At 66.2% G+C, this 18,393-nt stretch carries 16 protein-coding genes and 1 pseudogene; 10 read left to right on the top strand and 7 right to left on the bottom strand.

All coding sequences use genetic code 11. The features are described from left to right. Positions 1-33 precede the first annotated feature (33 nt). The 7 genes and pseudogenes from rnd to malQ all read left to right on the top strand — a co-directional run bounded on the left by rnd (position 34) and on the right by malQ (position 7,986). Positions 34-1,167 carry a ribonuclease D gene (rnd, locus tag H6A15_RS06920; protein WP_204673023.1) on the top strand — a complete coding sequence of 378 codons (1,134 nt, stop codon included), beginning with the start codon at positions 34-36 and terminating at the stop codon, positions 1,165-1,167. Between the two features lie 99 nt (positions 1,168-1,266). Beyond that, positions 1,267-1,968 carry a zinc metallopeptidase gene (locus H6A15_RS06925; protein WP_204673024.1) on the top strand — a complete coding sequence of 234 codons (702 nt, stop codon included), beginning with the start codon at positions 1,267-1,269 and terminating at the stop codon, positions 1,966-1,968. A 146-nt stretch (positions 1,969-2,114) separates the two neighbouring features. Continuing rightward, the gene (gene xseA, locus H6A15_RS06930) at positions 2,115-3,623 is read left to right on the top strand and encodes an exodeoxyribonuclease VII large subunit (protein ID WP_204673025.1); all 1,509 of its coding nucleotides are present in this window, start codon (positions 2,115-2,117) and stop codon (positions 3,621-3,623) included. A 57-nt stretch (positions 3,624-3,680) separates the two neighbouring features. Beyond that, on the top strand, positions 3,681-3,947 hold the full coding sequence (gene xseB, locus H6A15_RS06935) for an exodeoxyribonuclease VII small subunit (protein WP_204673026.1): 267 nt from the start codon (positions 3,681-3,683) through the stop codon (positions 3,945-3,947). A gap of 377 nt (positions 3,948-4,324) precedes the next feature. Then, positions 4,325-4,660, top strand: coding sequence for a histidine triad nucleotide-binding protein (locus H6A15_RS06940; protein ID WP_204673027.1), 336 nt, complete (start codon positions 4,325-4,327; stop codon positions 4,658-4,660). Between the two features lie 399 nt (positions 4,661-5,059). Next, a complete protein-coding gene (locus tag H6A15_RS06945) occupies positions 5,060-6,226 on the top strand; it encodes an acetate/propionate family kinase (protein ID WP_204673028.1) in 1,167 nt (388 codons plus the stop codon). Positions 6,227-6,510: 284 nt separating this feature from the next. Further along, positions 6,511-7,986, top strand: a pseudogene (gene malQ / locus H6A15_RS06950) (4-alpha-glucanotransferase). A 67-nt stretch (positions 7,987-8,053) separates the two neighbouring features. On the opposite strand, the gene H6A15_RS06955 reads toward malQ, so the two are convergent. Beyond that, positions 8,054-8,458, bottom strand: coding sequence for a DUF3592 domain-containing protein (locus tag H6A15_RS06955; RefSeq protein ID WP_204673029.1), 405 nt, complete (start codon positions 8,456-8,458; stop codon positions 8,054-8,056). A gap of 14 nt (positions 8,459-8,472) precedes the next feature. Next, positions 8,473-9,459: a phosphate acetyltransferase gene (gene pta, locus H6A15_RS06960; RefSeq protein ID WP_204673030.1), complete on the bottom strand. Its 987-nt coding sequence runs from the start codon at positions 9,457-9,459 to the stop codon at positions 8,473-8,475. A gap of 196 nt (positions 9,460-9,655) precedes the next feature. Here pta and glf point away from each other — a divergent pair, with 196 nt between their 5' ends. From glf to H6A15_RS06975, 3 genes are all read left to right on the top strand, one after another. After that, positions 9,656-10,858 (top strand): UDP-galactopyranose mutase, encoded by a 1,203-nt coding sequence (gene glf / locus H6A15_RS06965; protein ID WP_204673031.1) that lies wholly within the window; start codon positions 9,656-9,658, stop codon positions 10,856-10,858. Then, positions 10,851-11,882: a glycosyltransferase family 2 protein gene (locus H6A15_RS06970; RefSeq protein WP_204673032.1), complete on the top strand. Its 1,032-nt coding sequence runs from the start codon at positions 10,851-10,853 to the stop codon at positions 11,880-11,882. The genes glf and H6A15_RS06970 overlap by 8 nt, the downstream gene beginning before the upstream one ends. A gap of 213 nt (positions 11,883-12,095) precedes the next feature. Then, positions 12,096-12,758, top strand: coding sequence for a GDSL-type esterase/lipase family protein (locus H6A15_RS06975; protein ID WP_204673033.1), 663 nt, complete (start codon positions 12,096-12,098; stop codon positions 12,756-12,758). Between the two features lie 136 nt (positions 12,759-12,894). Here the strand turns inward: H6A15_RS06975 and H6A15_RS06980 are convergent, their stop codons facing one another. From H6A15_RS06980 to rlmD, 5 genes are all read right to left on the bottom strand, one after another. Beyond that, positions 12,895-14,355: a basic amino acid/polyamine antiporter gene (locus H6A15_RS06980; protein ID WP_204673034.1), complete on the bottom strand. Its 1,461-nt coding sequence runs from the start codon at positions 14,353-14,355 to the stop codon at positions 12,895-12,897. 89 nt (positions 14,356-14,444) lie between these two features. Next, positions 14,445-15,458 (bottom strand): P1 family peptidase, encoded by a 1,014-nt coding sequence (locus tag H6A15_RS06985; RefSeq protein WP_204673035.1) that lies wholly within the window; start codon positions 15,456-15,458, stop codon positions 14,445-14,447. A gap of 95 nt (positions 15,459-15,553) precedes the next feature. Further along, positions 15,554-16,147 carry a Maf family protein gene (locus tag H6A15_RS06990; protein ID WP_204673036.1) on the bottom strand — a complete coding sequence of 198 codons (594 nt, stop codon included), beginning with the start codon at positions 16,145-16,147 and terminating at the stop codon, positions 15,554-15,556. After that, complete coding sequence (locus tag H6A15_RS06995; protein ID WP_204673037.1) at positions 16,144-16,689, bottom strand: DJ-1 family glyoxalase III; 546 nt, start codon at positions 16,687-16,689, stop codon at positions 16,144-16,146. Before H6A15_RS06995 ends, H6A15_RS06990 begins: the two co-directional genes overlap by 4 nt. 80 nt (positions 16,690-16,769) lie before the next feature. Continuing rightward, the gene (gene rlmD / locus H6A15_RS07000; protein ID WP_204673038.1) at positions 16,770-18,086 is read right to left on the bottom strand and encodes a 23S rRNA (uracil(1939)-C(5))-methyltransferase RlmD; all 1,317 of its coding nucleotides are present in this window, start codon (positions 18,084-18,086) and stop codon (positions 16,770-16,772) included. Positions 18,087-18,393: the final 307 nt, after the last annotated feature.

Raw genomic sequence — 18,393 nt, forward strand, 5'->3', positions numbered from 1 at the left:
CAGCCGGCGGTGAAACCAAGGCGACAGGTGAGCATGTATATTTCCACAGTTGAAGACCTTCAGGCGTTCTGCGACCGCGCGCGCACGTTTCCCGCCGTCGCGGTGGACACCGAGTTTTTGCGCGAGCGCACCTACCATCCGCGCCTGTGCCTGGTGCAGGTCGCCACGCCGGACGAGTGCGTGGCGATCGACCCGCTGGCGATCGACGACCTCTCGCCGCTTGCCGCCCTCATGGGCGACCCGTCGGTGGTCAAGGTCTTCCACGCCTGCTCTCAGGACATGGAGGTGCTGCTGCACACGCTTGGCGTGCTGCCCGCCCCGGTGTTCGACACCCAGGTCGCCGCGGCGTTTTTGGGCGAGCGTCTTCAGATCTCCTACAACGGGCTCGTCCACGCCTTCTGCGGCGTCACGCTTGCCAAGACCGAGTCGCTGACCGACTGGTCGCGCCGCCCGCTCTCCGAGAAGCAGCTCGACTACGCCCTCGACGACGTCCGCTACCTCATCGTCGCCTACCACGCCATCTACGACCGCCTGCAGGAGCAGGGGCGCATGTCCTGGGTCGCCGACGAGGTCGCCAACATCGCCGACCGCGCCCACTACGTCGTGGAGCCGCGCGAGATGTACACGCGCGTGAAGCGCATCACGTCCTGCACGCGCCGCCAGCTCGCCGTCGCTCGCGAGCTCGCGGCATGGCGGGAGACCCGCGCCGAGCGCAGCGACGTCCCGCGCAAGTGGGTCATGTCCGACGAGGTGCTGCTGGCGCTCGTGAAGCGCTCGCCGCGCGATGCCGCCGACTTCCGCAGCATCCGTGGCACCGAGCAGCTCTCCGAAGGCGATGTCTCCGCGGCGCTCGCGGCCATCGATCGCGGCAGGCGGTGCCCGGCAGACCACCTGCCGCAGGTGGGCCACGCCCGCAAGGCTCCCTCTAGCGAGCTCGAGAGCGTGAGCGACCTCATGTATGCGCTCATCCGCCTCATCTCCGAGCGTTCGGGCGTGGCGACGGCCATGATCGCCTCGCGCGACGACCTCATGGACTACATCGACCATCCCGAGCGCAGCCGCCTGCGCGACGGCTGGCGCTTTGAGCTCGTGGGCTCCCAGCTCGATGACCTGCTGTCGGGAAACATGGGCCTTACCGTCAAGGACCGCCGGGTCGAGATGCTCTAGACGGCGCGCCGTCCGGCCCCGCCGCTTTGCCCCGGATAGGGGGCAGCGGTCTGGGTACAAGGTGGGGAATGGCGTGTATCGAACAAGGAGTGAATGCACATGCCCATCTATTACGGTCTTGGCTACGGAATCGACACGAGCTACCTGCTGCTGGTCGCGGTATCGCTCTTGTTGGGCGTGGCGACGCAAGGCTATATCAACCGCACCTATAAGACGTGGCTGCGCGTGCCCTCGGACGGGCGCTCGGGCTCCGAGGTCGCCCGCACCATGCTCGACGCGAGCGGATGCTCGTCGGTGGGAATCCGCAGCACGCCCGGAACGCTGAGCGACCACTACGACCCTCGCGACAACAACCTCTACCTCTCGCGCGACAACCTCTCGGGCGGCTCGGTGGCAAGCGTCGCGGTCGCCTGCCACGAGGCGGGCCATGCCGTCCAGCGCGCCCAGGGCTACGCGTTCATGCGCTTCCGCCAGGCCCTCGTGCCGGTGGTGAACTTCACGCAGAACGTCTGGATGCTCGTCTTCATTCTGGGCGTCGCCATGAATCTTGCCGGCATGCAGACGCTGGCCATCGCGCTCTTCGCGTTCTCGGTGCTCTTTCAGTTGGTGACGCTGCCTGTAGAGCTTGATGCGAGCCGTCGCGCGGTCGCCTTTATCGAGTCGTCGGGCATGGGCGAGGTCAACGTGCGGGGCGCCCGCAAGGTGCTGACCGCGGCGGCCCTCACCTATGTGGCGGCGGCCCTTACCTCGATCTTGCAGCTGCTCTACCTGCTCGGCCGCACGAGCAACAGCCGCGAGTAGCCGTCCTTGGCGCGGCGCGGCAGGCGTCTCGCGGCGCGATGCGTCCCGGCGCGGCGTCGCGGCGCAACGCGGCCGCCGCGGCGTGCCGGTTCGTTTGTCCGCGCGGTGCGGTATCTTCTTCGCAGTCGATGAAAGGAGGAGGCGGCATGTGCGCCTGGAATCTGGTGGGCACCACGCCTGCGCGCGCCGACGTGCCCTGGCCAACCGCTCCCGAGGGAGGCCGGGCGTCTCGGGCTACGTCTTCTGGCGAGGACGCCCTCTCGGTGTCTCAGGCGGTTGAGATTGCAGCTGGCGCGCTCGACGCGCTTCCGCTGCTGACGGTGATCGGGGAGGTCACGGGCTTCCGCGGGCCGAACGCGCGCAGCGGGCACTGCTATTTCCAAATCAAAGACGACGCCGCGGCGGTGGACTGCATCGTGTGGCGCGGCGTCTACGGCAAGCGCACCTTCGACCTGCGCGACGGCATGCAGGTGCAGTTCACGGGCAACTTCAACCTCTACAAGCCCACGGGGCGCATGAGCTTTGTCGCCAAGTCCTTCACGCTGGCGGGAGAAGGCCTTCTGCGCCAGCAGGTCGCCGCCCTTGCCGAGAAGCTTCGCCGCGAGGGCCTCATGGACGAGGCGCGCAAGCGGCACATTCCCGCCTTCTGCTCGCGCGTGGCGGTGGTCACGTCGCTGTCGGGTGCGGTGATCGATGACGTGAAGCGCACGCTGCGCCGCCGCAACCCGCTCGTCGAGCTTGTGTGCGTGGGCGCAAAGGTGCAGGGGGAGGGCGCCCCCGATGAGCTCATCGGCGCCCTCGGGCGCGCGGCGGCGATCGAGCCCGCCCCCGACTGCATCTTGCTCGTGCGAGGGGGCGGGTCGTTCGAGGACCTCATGACGTTCAACGACGAGTCGCTCGCCCGCGCCGTCGCCGCCTGCCCGATACCCGTCATCACCGGCATCGGGCATGAGCCGGACACCTCGATCTGCGACATGGTGAGCGACCGCCGCTGCTCGACGCCTACCGCGGCGGCGGAGTCGGTGGCGCCCGCCATGACCGACCTCGCGGAGCTTCTCGCCGCCCGCGAGCGCAGGCTCGCCTCTGCGACCCAGTCGCTCGTCCGCGGGGCGGCGGGTCAGGTCGACACGCTTGCGCATCGCATCGTGATGGCGCAGGGCAGCAGGCTTGCCCAGCTGCGCTCGGCGCTCGACGCCGCGGCGCGCCGCCCGTGCCTGCAAGACCCCGCCTATGTGGTCGACCGCCGCGTCGCCGAGCTCGCCCAGACCGCTGATCGCCTAGCGGGCGCCATCGTGCGCGACCAGGGTCGCCATCGGGAGTCCGTAGAGCTTCTGGCCCCCCGCCTCAAGCGGAGCACGTCGGGTTTTTCCGGCAAGCGCCACGCGCTCGAGCTTGCCGCGTCGCGCTTGGCTCACGAGGGGCGGGCGCTTCTCGCGGCGCCGTCGTCTGCGCTTTCGGCCCAGGCGGCCTCCCTCGACGCGCTCTCGCCGCTCAAAGTGCTCTCGCGAGGCTACTCCATCGCCTATGACGAGACGGGCGTGGCGACGAGCGCCGACCGGTTCGAGCCCGGCTCGACCATCCGGGTCGCCCTGGCAGACGGCGAGGTCACAGGCACTGTCACCAAGGTGGAGCGAGGGCAAAGGCCCCAGATGTAGATTCGAGGCGAGGGCGTTTTCGAGAAGCGTCCTCCCAGCAAAAGAAAGGGAAGACCCATGGCAGATGTGAAACCGGTGGACGAGCTCACCTACAAAGAGGCGTCACAGGAGCTTGAGCGCATCATTCGTTCGCTGGAGTCGGGCGACATGGAGCTCGAGGAGTCGCTCGAGAGCTATTCGCGCGGCGTCGAGCTCTTGAAGAGCCTTCGCTCGCGTCTGGCGGATGCCGAGCAGAAGGTGTCGGTGCTTCTGGCCGATGTCGACGGCACCGATACGCTCGTGCCCGCCGAGGCTGCCGACACGAGCGATACCCTCTCGTTCTAGGGAAGCTTTTCCCATCGTGCCGGCGGGCGCGATGGGGGCGGGCGACGCATAGGGGGCAGGCACGGTGATAGCCGTCTGGATCGTTGCCACGGCGTTCACTTTGGCGAGGTTTGCGCATTCGACTCCCATGCGCCTTGCCATGTGCTGCGGCAAGGTGCGCGGCACATTCGTGTCAGCTCGCTCGGCCTTTGGCACGGCCTGTCGCAGGGCGCGTCTGCCTGGAAGCGGCCTGCCCTAAGCGGCCTGCCCGAAGTGCTGCTCCGTTCGCCATAACATCGGGTGCGCCCCTCTGCCGTCATGCGACAATAGGAGACAGGTCTGAGACGGGGCGCGCGTGTCCCGGCTTCGCTTTTCGTTGACAGAGAGAAGGATCATCCATGGACGACTGCATTTTCTGCAAAATCGCTGCGCACGAGATTCCCTCCACCATCGTCTATGAGGACGACAAGGTCGTTGCCTTCGACGACCTCAACCCCCAGGCGCCGGTACATACGCTCGTCATTCCCAAGGGCCACTACGAAAACATCGTGGACGGGGTGCCCGCAGACGTGCTCGAGGCCATGACCCACGCCATCGCCGAGGTCGCCAAGATCAAGGGGCTCGACCGCGGCTTCCGCGTCATCGCCAACACGGGTGCCTCCGCTGGCCAGACGGTCATGCACTTCCATATGCACGTGCTGGGCGGCAAGGACCTGGGCGAGGGTCTCATCTAGGCTTTCTTCTGCATACCTCGGAGAATAAGGGCCTGCCGACGCCGTGTCGGGAGGCCCTTGTTGCTGCCGGCCTCTCGCAGATAGCAGGCTCTCGCTGCTGCCGGCAGGCCTTCGTCGTCGCTGGCAGACGGCTTGGGCAAGGCCTGACGCCGCCATGTCGGACAGGTCGTCTCAACTTCTACTGCACTTTGGACGCCTTGGAACAGCTTCTTCTGCAAAATGGCCGCTAAGCCTGCTCTTTTTGGCCCTTAGCGTCCAAATTGCACCAGAAGTTTCTCCAGGCAACACTTCTCGGATGCTTGGGGCAGAATCGCGCCGCTCAAGGCCGCAGACGTGTATCATACAAAGGTGTATGCCTCCGCCGAGGGGCGGAGCGATTTTTCCAACGAGGGGAGTTCCATGAACGTTCTTGTGATCAACGCCGGCAGCTCGAGCCTGAAGTTCCAGCTGCTTGACACCAACACTCGTGAGGTCTTCGCCAAGGGCAACTGCGAGCGCATCGGTATCGAGGGCTCGTTCGTCGGATACACGGTCAACGGCGAGAAGAAGCAGCTCGACGTCGATATGCCCGATCACAAGACTGCCGTGCAGCACGTCTTCGAGATCCTGAAGGCCGTCGACAAGCCCATCGAGGGCATCGGCCATCGTCTGGTGCAGGGCGGCTGGTACTTCCCCGAGTCCAAGGTCGTCACCGACGAGACGCTGGGTTGGGCCCGCGAGGTCGCCCCGCTCGCTCCGCTGCACAACTATGCCGAGGCCGACGTCATCGAGATCTGCCGCGACATGTTCCCGGAGCTCGGCAACGTCATCGTGCCGGACACCGCCTTCCACTACAACATGCCCGAGCGCGCCTGGCGCTACGCCCTGCCGCGCGACGTGGTGGACAAGTACCACGTGCGCAAGTACGGCGCCCACGGCACGAGCCACCGCTACATCTGGCGCACCGTGGACGAGTTCACCAACCACGAGACGCATAAGCTCGTGAGCTGCCACCTCGGCTCCGGCGCGAGCCTGTGCGCCATCGAGGACGGCCACTGCATGGACACCACCATGGGCCTCACCCCGCTCGACGGCCTCATCATGGGCACCCGCTGCGGCACCGTCGACCCGGCGACCGTCTTCTATCTCAACCGCGTGGGCGGCTACTCGATCGACGACATCGACACCATGATGAACAAGAAGTCCGGCCTGCTCGCCGTCTCCGGCGTGTCGAGCGACTCCCGCGACGTGCGCGACGGCGCTGCCAACGGCGATGCCAACTGCCAGATGGCGCTCGACATGTTCAACTATCGCGCCTCGCAGCTCATCGCTGAGATGGCCGCCTCCATGGAGGGCATGGACACCATGGCCTTCACCGCCGGCATCGGCGAGAACTCCGCCGAGATCCGCGCCGCGATCGTGGATCGTCTGGGCTGGCTGGGCGTCAAGATCGATCCGGAACTCAACGACGTCCGTTCCGACGACCCGCGCGTCATCTCCACGCCCGACTCCAGCGTGAAGGTGCTCGTGGTTCCCACCAACGAGGAGCTCATGATCGCCCTCGACGTGGAGGCGCTGCTGGGCTAACGCCCTAGCATCCGTGTTTTCATAACGGGACATCTGCACCCGGTCGGCATGATTTGCTGGCCGGGTGTTTTTGTATGCGGTCTGCGCCCGGTGTGATCGTTGCCTCTGAGCACGTTGCGCGCCCCTTCGCAATGCAGCATCGGCGCCGCGCCGGTGTCCGGTGCGCCTGGCAACTCGACGTCCACGTGGATGTGCGAGCGTGATATAACTCAAGCAGTGCTTGTCTGAGCCGAGCAGAGTGTGCTTGAACCGCAGGGGGACGCATGAGGACTTCAGGAATCTTGATGCCGGTGACGTCGCTTCCCTCGCCGTGGGGCGTGGGAACGCTGGGTGCCGAGGCGCGGCGCTTCGTGGACTTTCTCGCCGCCGCCGGGGTCTCCGTCTGGCAGGTGCTTCCGGTCGTGCCCACGAGCTTTGGGGACTCGCCATACCAGAGCTTCTCGACGTTTGCTGGCAACCCCTACCTTATCGACTTGGACGACCTCGCCCAAGAGGGGCTGCTCGACCACGACGACTACGCGCATCGTTTCTGGGGCGACGACCCCGAGCGCGTGGACTACGGCGCCCTGTACCGCGAGCGCTTCGTCGTGCTGCATCGGGCCGCTGAGCGCCTGCTCGCATCTTCCCGTGGCGACTTCGAGGCGTTCTGCGAGCGCGAATCGGCCTGGCTTGACGACTACGCGCTGTTCATGGCGCTCAAAGACGCGCACGGCGGCGCCCCCTGGAGCATGTGGGAGGACGGCCTGCGCCGCCGCCGGCCGGACGTGCTTGCCGACGCGCGGACCGCATACGCCCGGGACATCCGGTTCTGGAAGGCGGTCCAGTATCTGTTCTTCTGCCAATGGGAGCGCCTGCACGGCTACGCTCGCAGCGCCGGCGTGCGCATCATGGGCGACCTGCCGTTCTACGTGTCGGGCGACAGCGCCGACGTCTGGTCGCGGCCCGAGCAGTTCGAGCTCGACGCCGACCTGCGTCCCCACGAGATCGCCGGCGTCCCGCCCGACGCGTTCTCAGAGATCGGCTAGGTATGGGGCAACCCGCTCTTCGATTGGGAGCGCATGCGTGACGAGGGCTACCGCTGGTGGGTCGACCGTGTCCGCGCCCAGTTCAAGCTCTACGACATCGTGCGCATCGACCACTTCCGCGGGTTCGACTCCTACTTTGCCATTCCGGCAGGCTCCGACACCGCGGCGGGCGGTCGCTGGCGTCCGGGCCCGGGCATCGACTTCTTCCGCGCGCTCAAGGACGAGCTGGGGCCGTGCGAGATCGTGGCCGAAGACCTGGGATACCTCACGCCCTCGGTACGCCAGCTGCTGGCAGACACCGGCTTTCCAGGCATGAAGATCTTGGAGTTCGCCTTCGACACGCGCGATGGAGGCGGGGCGGCGTACCTGCCGTTTTCCTATCCTGCAAACTGCGTCGCCTATGTGGGCACCCACGACAACGACACGGCGCTCGGCTGGCTGCAGAGCGCGCTGCCCGCAGACGTTGCCCACGCGCGCGAGTACCTGCGCCTCGACCCCGCCGAAGGGGAGGGCTGGGGCTTCATGCGGGCCATCTGGGCAAGCCCCGCAGACCTTGCCGTGGTGCAGATGCAGGACCTGCTCGGCCTTGGCAGCGAGGCGCGCATCAACACGCCCTCGACCATCGGAGGCAACTGGCGCTGGCGTGCACGGCCCGGCTTTGCGAGCGCAGACCTTGCATCCCGCATCCATCGCCAGCTGGAGCTCTACTACCGCCTGCCCGGACAGCTCGGCTAGGGCCCTCCACAAGAAGACGGCCCGGCAAGGAGGTTGCCGGGCCGTCTAGGAGTCCTTGTTGATATCCCTAGCCGAGCAGCTCGGGGTAGAGGGCGACGAGCATCGCGCCAACGCCAAAGATAGCGAGCCCCACCAAGAAGAACACGGTCCCGATGGCGATGTTGGCGTAGGTGCCAAACTGTGCGAGATAGGACCGCGAGGGGTCGGACAGGCTGTAGCGCACCTTGCACGGGCCGCCTCTTCGCACGACGATGAACTTGGTCCACCCGCTCGACCCCTCGTAGACGCGGCCGTCGACCTCGTAGCGATACAGCGCCCTCATGGGCTGGCTGCCGGTTCCCAGGCCTCTCTGCGCAGAGAGGAACGTTCCTGTGGCCCGGCCCCGATAGGAGAGGAGCCTAAACCACTTGGGACCCGAGTAGAGCGCGCCGACGAGCGTGAAGGACGCCGCGACGATCCAGACCGCGATCATGTCTGCCCCTCGTGCTACTCCGCCATCTGGGCCTGGACGGCGGTGATGGCGACGACGCCCACGATGTCCTCGGCGGAGCAGCCGCGGGACAGGTCGTTCACCGGCTTGGCGATGCCCTGCAGGATGGGGCCGTAGGCCTCGGCCTGGCCGAAGCGCTGCACCAGCTTGTAGCCGATGTTGCCGGTCTCGAGGTTGGGGAACACGAGCACGTTGGCGTGGCCGGCAACCTTGGACTCGGGGGCCTTGAGCGAGGCGACCTCGGGCACGATGGCGGCATCAAGCTGCAGGTCGCCGTCGATGGCGAGCTCGGGAGCCTTCTCCTTGGCGAATGCCGTGGCCTCCTGGACCTTCTTGGCGGTGTCGCCGCCGGCCGAGCCCATCGTGGAGTACGAGAGCATGGCGACCTGGGGCTCGACGTCGCCCATGAAGGTCTTGAAGGAGTGGGCGGAGGCGATGGCGATCTCGGAGAGCTCGTCGGAGGTCGGGTCGATGTTCAGGCCGCAGTCAGCGAAGACGAGGGTGCCGTCGGCTCCGAACTGGGGGGTCTTGGTGCACATGACCATGAAGGCGGAGACGAGCTTGGTGCCCGGAGCGGTCTTCAGGATCTGGAGCGCCGGGCGCAGGGTGTTGGCCGTGGAGTGGCAGGCGCCGGAGACCAGGCCGTCGGCGTCGCCCATCTTGACCATCATGGTGCCGTAGTAGGTGGCGTCCATCATCTGGGCGCGGGCCTGCTCGATGGTGACGCCCTTCTTGGCGCGCAGCTCGGCGAACTTCTGCGCATAGGCCTCATGCTTGGGGGCGGTCGGCGAGGTGGGGTCGATGACGGTCACGCCCTCGACGTCGACCTTGGCGGGGTCGCCCAGGATGACCAGGTTGGCCAGGCCCTCCTCGACGATCTGCTTGGCGGCCTCGATGGTGCGCGGGTCCTCGCCCTCGGGAAGGACGATGGTCTTCTTGTCCGCCTTGGCGGCGTCCTTCATACGGTTCAGGAAATCGCTCATGTCTCTCCTCATGATCTCGCCCATGCCCGCCGATCGTGCCGCCTGTCGATAAACTACGAGGTAGACGGCTTAAAGATGGGCAGGTTGAGCTTTCCTTGTGTGGCACGTCATATTATAGAGCGCTAGCGCTATAATCCCTCTAACAATTGGTGCCGTGTGCCCAAAGACGTCAAGATCGAGCCTGCGAGGAGCAGCGATGCAGATTCATTCTGGTCTACCTGAGTCATTCAACCCCGACCTCTACGACATGATCGTGGTGGGCGCGGGTTACGCCGGTTCTGTTTGTGCCCGGCGCCTTGCCGAGAGCGCGGGGTTCCGCGTGGCGGTGCTCGAGCGCCGCGACCATATCGCGGGCAACGCCTATGACTATGTGAACGAAGACGGCATCTTGGTGCACCTCTTCGGGCCGCACATCTACCACACCTACAACGAGCGCGTGCACACCTTCCTGTCGCGCTTCACCAAGTGGACCGACTACCAGCACAAGGTGCTCGCCAACATCCACGGCACCCTCATGCCGGTGCCGTTCAACCACACCTCGCTCAAGCTCGCCTTTGGCGACGAGCGCGGCGAGGAGCTCTACCAGAAGCTCGTGGACACCTTCGGTGAGAACAAGAAGGTGCCCATCATGGAGCTCCGCAAGAAGAACGACCCCGACCTGGTCGAGGTCGCCGACTACGTGTACGAGAACGTCTTTCTGTACTACACCATGAAGCAGTGGGGCCAGACCCCCGACGAGATCGACCCGTCGGTGACCGGTCGCGTGCCCATCTTCATCGGCGACGACGACCGCTACTTCCCGCAGGCGCCCTACCAGGGCATGCCGGCTGCCGGCTACACCGCCATGTTCGAGCACATGCTCGACCACGACCTCATCGACGTGTTCGTGGGCGTCGACGCGCGCGACATCTTCGAGATCGGCGAGACCAACGTCAACGTGTGCGGCAAGTGCTACGGCGGCGAGATCGTTTACACGGGCCCGCTCGACGAGCTCTTCAACCTCGATTTGGGGGCGCTGCCGTACCGCACCCTCGACATGGTCTTCGAGACCCTCGACGAGGACCAGTTCCAGCCCGTGGGCACCGTCAACTACACCACGAGCGAGGACTTCACCCGCATCACCGAGTTCAAGAACATGACGGGCCAGGTGCTGCCGGGCAAGACCACCATCATGAAGGAGTTCAGCCACGCCTACGAGCCGGGCAGCGGCCAGACCCCGTACTACGCCATCATCGACCCCAAGAACCAGGAGCTCTACGAGCGCTACCTCGACCGCGTGCAGAACCTCACGAACTTCCACCCGGTCGGCCGCCTTGCCGAGTATCGCTACTACGACATGGACGCCGTGACGGCATCGGCGCTCGAGCTCTCGGACGAGATCATCGCCTGCCATGCGTAAGGTCATTTCGTTTGGAATCCCCTGCTACAACTCGGCGGGGGACATGGACCGCTGCATCACCTCGATCCTCGAGGGGAGCGGATACGCGGGCGACATCGAGATCATCATCGTCGACGACGGCAGCAAGGACGAGACCCCTGCCAAGGCCGACGAGTGGGAGGCGCGCTACCCGGGCATCATCCGCGCGGTGCACCAGGAGAACGGCGGCCACGGCATCGCCGTGCTCTCGGGCCTGCGCGAGGCGAGGGGAACCTACTACAAGGTCGTAGACTCTGACGACTGGCTCGATGGCCAGGCTCTCTCCACCATGCTCTCCATCCTGCGCGGCTTCGTGCAGCGCGACACGCGGGTCGACCTGTTCATCTCGAACTACGTGTACGAGAAGGTGCACGAGGGCAAGCACACCGCCATCAGCTACCGCTCGGCCCTGCCGCGCAAGAAGGTGTTCACCTGGGACCAGATCGGCCGGTTTCGTCCCGATCAGAACCTGCTCATGCACAGCCTGTGCTACCGCACCGATGTGCTGCGCGAGGCAAACCTGCCGCTCCCGGCGCACACCTTCTATGTCGACAACATCTATGCCTATGTGCCGCTGCCGCTGTGCAAGAGCCTCTACTACGCCGACATCGACCTGTACCGCTACTTCATCGGGCGCGAGGGGCAAAGCGTCAACGAGGCGACGATGGTCAAGCGGCTTGACCAGCAGTTCCGCATCACCCGCATCATGATGGGTGCCTACCATCTGTTTGACGAGGTCGAGAGCCGCCGCCTGCAGAACTACATGATGGGCTACTTCACCATGATGATGACCATCTGCTCGGTCTTCACCAAGCTCTCGGACGACCCGGCGATGCCCGGCAAGCTCAAGGACCTCTGGGCCGAGCTGCGCACCTTCGACGAGCGCATGTATCGCCATGCCCGCTGGGGCCTTCTGGGCATTGGCACGAACCTTCCCACGAAGGTGGGCGACAAGGTCACCATCGCCGGCTACCACCTGGCGAGCAGGATCTTCAAGTTCAACTAAGCCAAGGGCGCCACGTTCTCGAGCGTGGCGCCCTTTGTATCCGCACCTGGAGCGTCCCGCCCCTCATGCACGCATCGAAGCGGGCGATCTCATGCGAGGCGAGCCCGGACGCTGTGGGACAATAGGTCCGCCCGCGCCGCTCGCCTTGAGCCGTGCGCGCGGGGCGGCACACGGCCGCAGCAGGAATGAGCCTTGGCTTGGAGGATTGACGCTATGCGTGAGAACATGAGCTACAACCCGCGGTACTTTCAGCTGCGAGAGGCGCAGCTCTCGAGAATGCTTGCGGTGGTGAGGCAGAATCGCGCCGCCGTTCCCGGCGGGGTCGTCTTCTTCGGGGACTCGTTGACCGAGACGTATCCCATCGAGCGCTGCTTTCCCCATGTGCCGCACCTATACAATTGCGGCATTGCCGGAGCCGTCTCGGAGGAGCTTCTCTGGATCGTGGACGAGGCGGTGATCAAATACCGTCCCGCGGTCGTCGTGCTCATGGTGGGCATCAACGACCTGGGGAACACCGTCATGGCGAGCCCTCGTGAAATCGCCCTGCATGTGAAGGAGATCATCGACCTCATCCTGGGCAACTGCCCAGAAACGAAGGTCCTGCTGTGGTCGACGCTGCCTTGTGTGGAGGAGCTCTGGGGGTATCGCCAGGTCCCCGGCATCCGATGCAACGATCTGGTGCGGATGATATTCGAACAGGAGCGCGAGCTCATCCGCGACGATCGAGTCACGCTGGTCGACGTGTTCCCGGCGTTTGTGGATGAGCGCGGCGGGGTGCTGAGGGACCTCTACAGGGACGGCCTTCATCTGAACGACGAGGGGTTCGACCGGCTCACCGGCTTGCTGGCGCCCGAGATTGGCAAGCTGCTGGGGTAGCGTTCCCAAACAGGGCAAAACCGGTCTCTCGCCCCGCTTTCTGAGCGCCTCCGCAGACGGGGGCGCCATCGTCAGGCGACAGATGGGGGCCCGGTGCAGGCGGGCAGGGAGCCCTGGTCTCAGATACGCGGCGGCGCTATATGGTGATCGCTCCGGTGGCGACCATGACCGCCGAGACGACGGCGATGACGAGAAGCGCCGCGGCGAGCGCCATCTCCCAGCGCCTCATGACCGGCGAGGCGCCGTGCTCCCTGCGGGCCATCACAAAGAACACGATGCCCGGTACATAGGCGATGCAGCACAGCATGAGCAGGTCGATCCCGGCGAGCAGGATGGCGACGGTCAAGAAGACCGTCGCGAACAGCGAGAGCGCAAACGCCCTGCCGGCCCCTTCGCGGCGCCGGGGCCAGGAGAGCTTCACCATATAGGCCGCCGCAAGCCCCCACGAGATCACGATCGACGCCGTGCAGAGCGAGTAGGCGAACTGGTATGCCGCCTCAGAGAACAGCATGACCACCGAGAGGACCTGGATCATGATGCCGGTGGTGACGAGGCACGCGGTCGGCGCCCCGTGGCGGTTGAGGCGCACAAAGAAGCGCGGCAGCAGCTCCATCTGCGCCATGCGGTTCATGGCCTCCGACGCCAGGATGGTGTAGGAGAGCCAGGCGCCGAAGATCGAGATGATGAGCCCGGCCGAGATGAAGGCGCCGCCCCAGGGGCCTACGACCTCCTGGAAGATATAGGGCATGGAGGGCGAGCCGAGCGTCATGAGCTCCTCGCGGGGCAGGTAGCCATAGGGGAGCACCGATGCCGCGACGTAGATCACCACGAGCGCCGCCACGCCGAGGATGGTGGCGCGCGAGACGTCGGCCTTGTTGCGCGCGCGGTGCCCCAGGACGCTCGCGCCCTCCATGCCCACGAACACCCACATCATGACCATGAAGCAGTTGATGACCTGCGTGGGAACGTCGCCCGGGGCGTCTGCGCCGCCCAGGTTGTTGGCGAGCGTGCCCCAGAAGTCTGCGGTGAAGACGTCGAAGCTGAAGACCAGGATCATCGCGACGATGAACACGAAGATGGGGACGAGCTTGCAGATCATGACGATGACGTTGACTACCGAGGCCTCCTCGACGCCGCGGTTGACCAGCAAGACGATGAGCCAGTTGACGACCGAGATGAAGGCGACGGCGCCCACGGTGAGGCCGTCGGAAAACGGCGGGAAGAAGTAGCCGATCGCCGTGGCGAGCATGACGCCGAAGGCGACGTTGCCGATCCAGATGGAGAGCCAGTAGCCCCATCCCGAGACGAAGCCCACGAAGGGACCGAATCCCTCTTTGGCGTAGGCGACGATGCCGTCGAGGTCGGGTCGCTCGAGCGAGAGGCGGCCGAAGGTATTTGCGAGCGCAATGAACCCGATGCCGGTCACGAGCCAGGCAAGCATGGCGGCGCCAGGGGCCGCGGCGGCGGAGATGTCGGTCGAGAGCGCGAAGACGCCCGAGCCGATGGACGAGGATATGACGAGGGCGATGAGGCCAAGAAGTCCGATGCCGCGCTTCTCGGGATTTGTCGTGGTTCGTGCCTCGCGGGGTGCGGTCATGGATTCCTCCAGCTAGATGATGCAATAATGCAGCCGTCACCCTCCTTTGAACAGGGATGACGGCGAGACAACATGCATCAGCTTAGCGGTTATATACGGTTTTTGGCCGAAGGAAGCCCTAGAATCCCGTCTGCGGTCGCACATCCGGCGCAAATGGCGCGCTCGAGCGCGCGCGTGGCGGCAAGGCCCAGCAGGTCGAGGGGAACCTCGACGTCGCCCAGGCTGCCGGACGCCATGACATAGATCGTGTCGCCGTCGTTGGTGGTATGGGTGGGTCGGATGGCGTGCGCATAGGCGTCGGCTGCCATCTGTGCCACCTTCGTCGCCTGCGCCTTGGTGAGGCGCGCGTTCGTGATGATGCACGAGATGGTGGTGTTGGTGCGGTCGAGCGGCATGCGAACGTCGGCGCCGCGCTCGAGCATGGCCTCCTCCATGTCGGCGATCTCTCGGCTCTCGGGCGAGGTGCGCATGCCGGCGATGGGGGAGAGGGTCGCGGGGTCGACCACGTTGCCGCAGGCGTTGACCACGGCGACGGCTCCCACCTTGATGTCGCCGAGCGCGATGGCCTGTGCCCCCAGGCCGCCCTTCATGGCGCATTCGGGCCCGTTGAGCTTGCCCACCGTGGCTCCGGTCCCGGCTCCCACGGTGCCCTCTTCCACCGGAGACCCCGCGCCCTCGAAGGCGGCTGCGGTGGCGCGCCGTCCGTCCTCGACGCCCGGGCGCACGCTTGCGTCGCCAAAGGCGAGGTCGAAGATGCAGCTGGAGCATACGATGGGCACGAGCGCCGGCCCGGTGTCGAGGCCGATGCCGCGCGCCTCGAGCTCGCGCGCAACGCCCGAGGCTGCCTCGAGCCCAAAGGCCGAGCCTCCCGAGAGGCAGACGGCGTGAATCTCCTGCACGGTGTTCTCAGGGCGCAGCAGGTCCGTCTCGCGCGACGCGGGGCCGCCGCCGCGCACGTCCACGCCGGCGGCGGCGCCTTCGGGCGCCACGATGACGGTGCAGCCGGTGCCGGCCTCGCGGTTGGTGCTGTGGCCGATCAAGAAGCCGTCGACCTCATGGATGGGAATGGCGCGATAGGCGGCGCCGGCAGCGTTGTCACACATGGGTTCCTCCCGGGTTGTGTCTGCTGGGTATGGGGAGCGTGGGCAAAGGTTCGCGCCCCGCGGGCGAGTCGAGCCGCCTGCGCGCGCTTCGGGCTCTAGCGAGCCTCGTTCAGCATCTCGTCGATAAGCCTCGCGAGGCGTGCGATGGGCAGGCCCACCACGTTGTAATAGTCGCCGTCGATCTTCTTGACCAGCATGCGGCCGCCGACGCCTTGGATGCCGTAGGCGCCCGCCTTGTCGAGCGGCTCGCCGCTGTCGACATAGCGGCGGATCTCTTCGTCGATCAGCGGGTAGAAGGCCACGTCGGTGACCTCGACGAAGCGGCGCGCAGCGGCCTCGCCCGCCTCTGCGGCCTCGCCGGCCCTCACCACGCACGCCCCGGTCATCACCTGATGGGTCCGCCCCGACAGGTGCCGCAGCATGTGGCAGGCGTCGTCCGCGTCTGCAGGCTTGCCCAGGATCTCGCCGTCGATGGTCACAATGGTATCCGCCGCGACCACCAGCTCATCCTCATGCCCATGCTGCGCGGCGACCGCCATCGCCTTCGAAACCGCGAGCCGGCCCACAAGCTCCCGCGGCCCCTCGTCGGGCAGCGGCGTCTCGTCGATGTCGGCCGGCTCTACAACAACGTCATAGCCCGCCTCGCGCATCAGCTCGATGCGCCGCGGCGATTGCGAAGCCAAGATCATAGCTGGATGCCCTCGCGGACCTTCTCGACGGCCTTCTTGCCGGCGATGTCCTCGAGCACGGCGAGCGCAAAGGGAAGCGCCTGCCCCATGGCCGAGGCGGTGATGATGTTCCCGTCGACGACCACCGTCTTGGGACCGGCGAAGGTGCCTGCGGGGAACGAGCTCTCGAAGCCGGGGAAGCAGGTCGCCTTGCGCCCGATGAGGAGTCCGAGCTCGCCCAGGATCGAGGGGGCGGCACAGATGGCGGCGACGTGCTTGGTGGAGGCAAACTCGCTCACCAGGTCGCAGACGCGCTGGTCGCGGCGCAGGTTGGTGGTGCCGGGCATGCCGCCGGGAAGCACGATGTAGTCGTACTCGGACATATCGACCTCGTCGAGGGTGTAGTCGCACACGATGTTCACCTGCTGGGCGCTCACCGCCTCGCGCGTCGCCATGACCGAGACAAGGGAGGCGCGCACGCCGCCGCGGCGCAAGACGTCAAGAATCGTGAGGCATTCGATGGTCTCGAAACCATCGGCTACGAGGATGGCGACAGCAGACATGGGAAATCCTTTCGACGAACGGCATCCCTGCGCTTATACCCGAAACGGGCGCTTCCGCGCAGAGAAGCGCCTGAGCGGTGCTAGTTGTTACGTGTAAGGTGCACGACCGTCTCGCAGTGGAAGGTCTGGGGGAAGAGGTCCACCGGCGTGGCCGAGACGACGCGGAAGGTTCCGTCGGCCCTGAAGCGGGCAAGGTCGCGGGCGAGGGTGGCGGGGTCGCAGGAGACATAGGCCACGTCTCGCGCCGAGGTCGAGGCGATGAGTCCCACGGCGTCTGCGGCGAGGCCGGCTCGCGGCGGGTCGACCACGAGCACGTCGGCGTCCTGGTCGGGGAACTCCTTCACGGCGTCGCCTCCGATGATGTCGACGTTGCTCAGGTTTGCGGCGTCGATGTTGTGGCGCAGGTCGCGCACCGCCGGCCCGTATGCCTCGACGGCGGCGACGAAGTCGCAGCGGCGGGCGAGCGGCATGGTGAAGGTGCCCGCCCCGCAGTACAGGTCGATGGCAAGATCTTCGGGCTCGGGCTTCAAGGCGTCCATCACCAAGTCGATGAGAATCTCCGCGGCGGCGGTGTTCACCTGGAAGAACGAGGGCGCCGAGACCCGCATGCGCCCGTCGGCGATCTTCTCGCTCCACGAGCCCTCGCCCGCAAGGAGCTCGACCTTGCTCACGCGGCGGGCGCGTTGCTCGCCCTTGGTCATGACGCGCACGATGCCGGTCGGGGCGAGCGCGTCCTCGAGCACGCGAGCGACGTGTGCCCGCGGGAACGGCCCGGTGGGCGTCCAGAGCGCCACCTCCACCGCGCCGGTGCGGCGGCTGGCGCGCACCCCTACGCGATCGAGCGAGAGGTCGCGCGAGTTGCCGAGGTAGCCCAGGGCGCCGGCGACCGCCTTGATGGCGCGAGAATACTTCTTCTCAAAGAGCGGGCAGGAGCCTACCGAGATGATCTGCTTGGGGTCGCGCCCGTGCATGCCCAGCCGCACGCGCCCGCGCTCGACCGACGGGGCGAGCTCGACTTTGTTGCGGTAGCCCCAGGCATCTCTCGTGGAACGGATGGGGCGCACCAGGGCCGCGACCTCGTCGGCGGTGAACTTGCCGATGCGCATGAGCGCGGAGCGCAGGTTGTCCTCCTTGGCGGCGAGCTGCGTCTTGCGGTCGAGCGCGCCCCAGGGGCACCCTCCGCATACGCCCACGAAGGGACAGGGCGCCTCGACGCGATGGGGGGACGCCTCGACGACGCTCTCGACGGTGGCGCGGACAAGCGAGGCGTCCTCGGAGTCCACGCGCGCCTCCACGACGTCGCCCACCACGCCGCCGGCGACAAAGACCGCCTTGCCGTCCTCGGTGTGGGCAAGGCCGTCCGGTCCGTATGCCATGCGTTCGATGGTGAGTCTCATGGTGTCCCTTTCTTGCGGTGTTTTGTTCCGCACCAGTGTAGCCGATGCCGCGCCGTGCCTGCGGCGTCGCCCAGCCCCTCGCAAAATGGCCGGATACCCAAGGGGGGCGCCCCGGCGTCCCCGCGGGCCTGCCTCGCACAGCCTTCGCCTCATCCCGACGGGCTATCTTGGTCTCCTCCGGCGCGACCTGCTCGTCCCCAAATCCATCCCGACGGCATTCCCGCTCGCTTTGCACAGCACTCAGCCAAATCCTCTTATGCAAAATGGACGCTAAGAAAAACCCGTGTTGCGTTTCGGCCGCTAAGAC

The sequence above is a fragment of the Enorma phocaeensis genome, from assembly GCF_016901575.1.
Lineage (GTDB): Bacteria > Actinomycetota > Coriobacteriia > Coriobacteriales > Coriobacteriaceae > Limicola > Limicola phocaeensis_A.

Coding starts and splice junctions, on each gene's coding strand:
- H6A15_RS06945 (WP_204673028.1), top strand. CDS start 5,060: ATGAACGTTCTTGTGATCAACGCCGGCAGCTCGAGCCTGAAGTTCCAG.
- H6A15_RS06980 (WP_204673034.1), bottom strand. CDS start 14,355: ATGACCGCACCCCGCGAGGCACGAACCACGACAAATCCCGAGAAGCGC.
- H6A15_RS06990 (WP_204673036.1), bottom strand. CDS start 16,147: ATGATCTTGGCTTCGCAATCGCCGCGGCGCATCGAGCTGATGCGCGAG.
- H6A15_RS06970 (WP_204673032.1), top strand. CDS start 10,851: ATGCGTAAGGTCATTTCGTTTGGAATCCCCTGCTACAACTCGGCGGGG.
- xseB (WP_204673026.1), top strand. CDS start 3,681: ATGGCAGATGTGAAACCGGTGGACGAGCTCACCTACAAAGAGGCGTCA.
- xseA (WP_204673025.1), top strand. CDS start 2,115: ATGTGCGCCTGGAATCTGGTGGGCACCACGCCTGCGCGCGCCGACGTG.
- rnd (WP_204673023.1), top strand. CDS start 34: ATGTATATTTCCACAGTTGAAGACCTTCAGGCGTTCTGCGACCGCGCG.
- H6A15_RS06955 (WP_204673029.1), bottom strand. CDS start 8,458: ATGATCGCGGTCTGGATCGTCGCGGCGTCCTTCACGCTCGTCGGCGCG.
- H6A15_RS06995 (WP_204673037.1), bottom strand. CDS start 16,689: ATGTCTGCTGTCGCCATCCTCGTAGCCGATGGTTTCGAGACCATCGAA.
- H6A15_RS06925 (WP_204673024.1), top strand. CDS start 1,267: ATGCCCATCTATTACGGTCTTGGCTACGGAATCGACACGAGCTACCTG.
- H6A15_RS06940 (WP_204673027.1), top strand. CDS start 4,325: ATGGACGACTGCATTTTCTGCAAAATCGCTGCGCACGAGATTCCCTCC.
- glf (WP_204673031.1), top strand. CDS start 9,656: ATGCAGATTCATTCTGGTCTACCTGAGTCATTCAACCCCGACCTCTAC.
- H6A15_RS06975 (WP_204673033.1), top strand. CDS start 12,096: ATGCGTGAGAACATGAGCTACAACCCGCGGTACTTTCAGCTGCGAGAG.
- pta (WP_204673030.1), bottom strand. CDS start 9,459: ATGAGCGATTTCCTGAACCGTATGAAGGACGCCGCCAAGGCGGACAAG.
- rlmD (WP_204673038.1), bottom strand. CDS start 18,086: ATGAGACTCACCATCGAACGCATGGCATACGGACCGGACGGCCTTGCC.
- H6A15_RS06985 (WP_204673035.1), bottom strand. CDS start 15,458: ATGTGTGACAACGCTGCCGGCGCCGCCTATCGCGCCATTCCCATCCAT.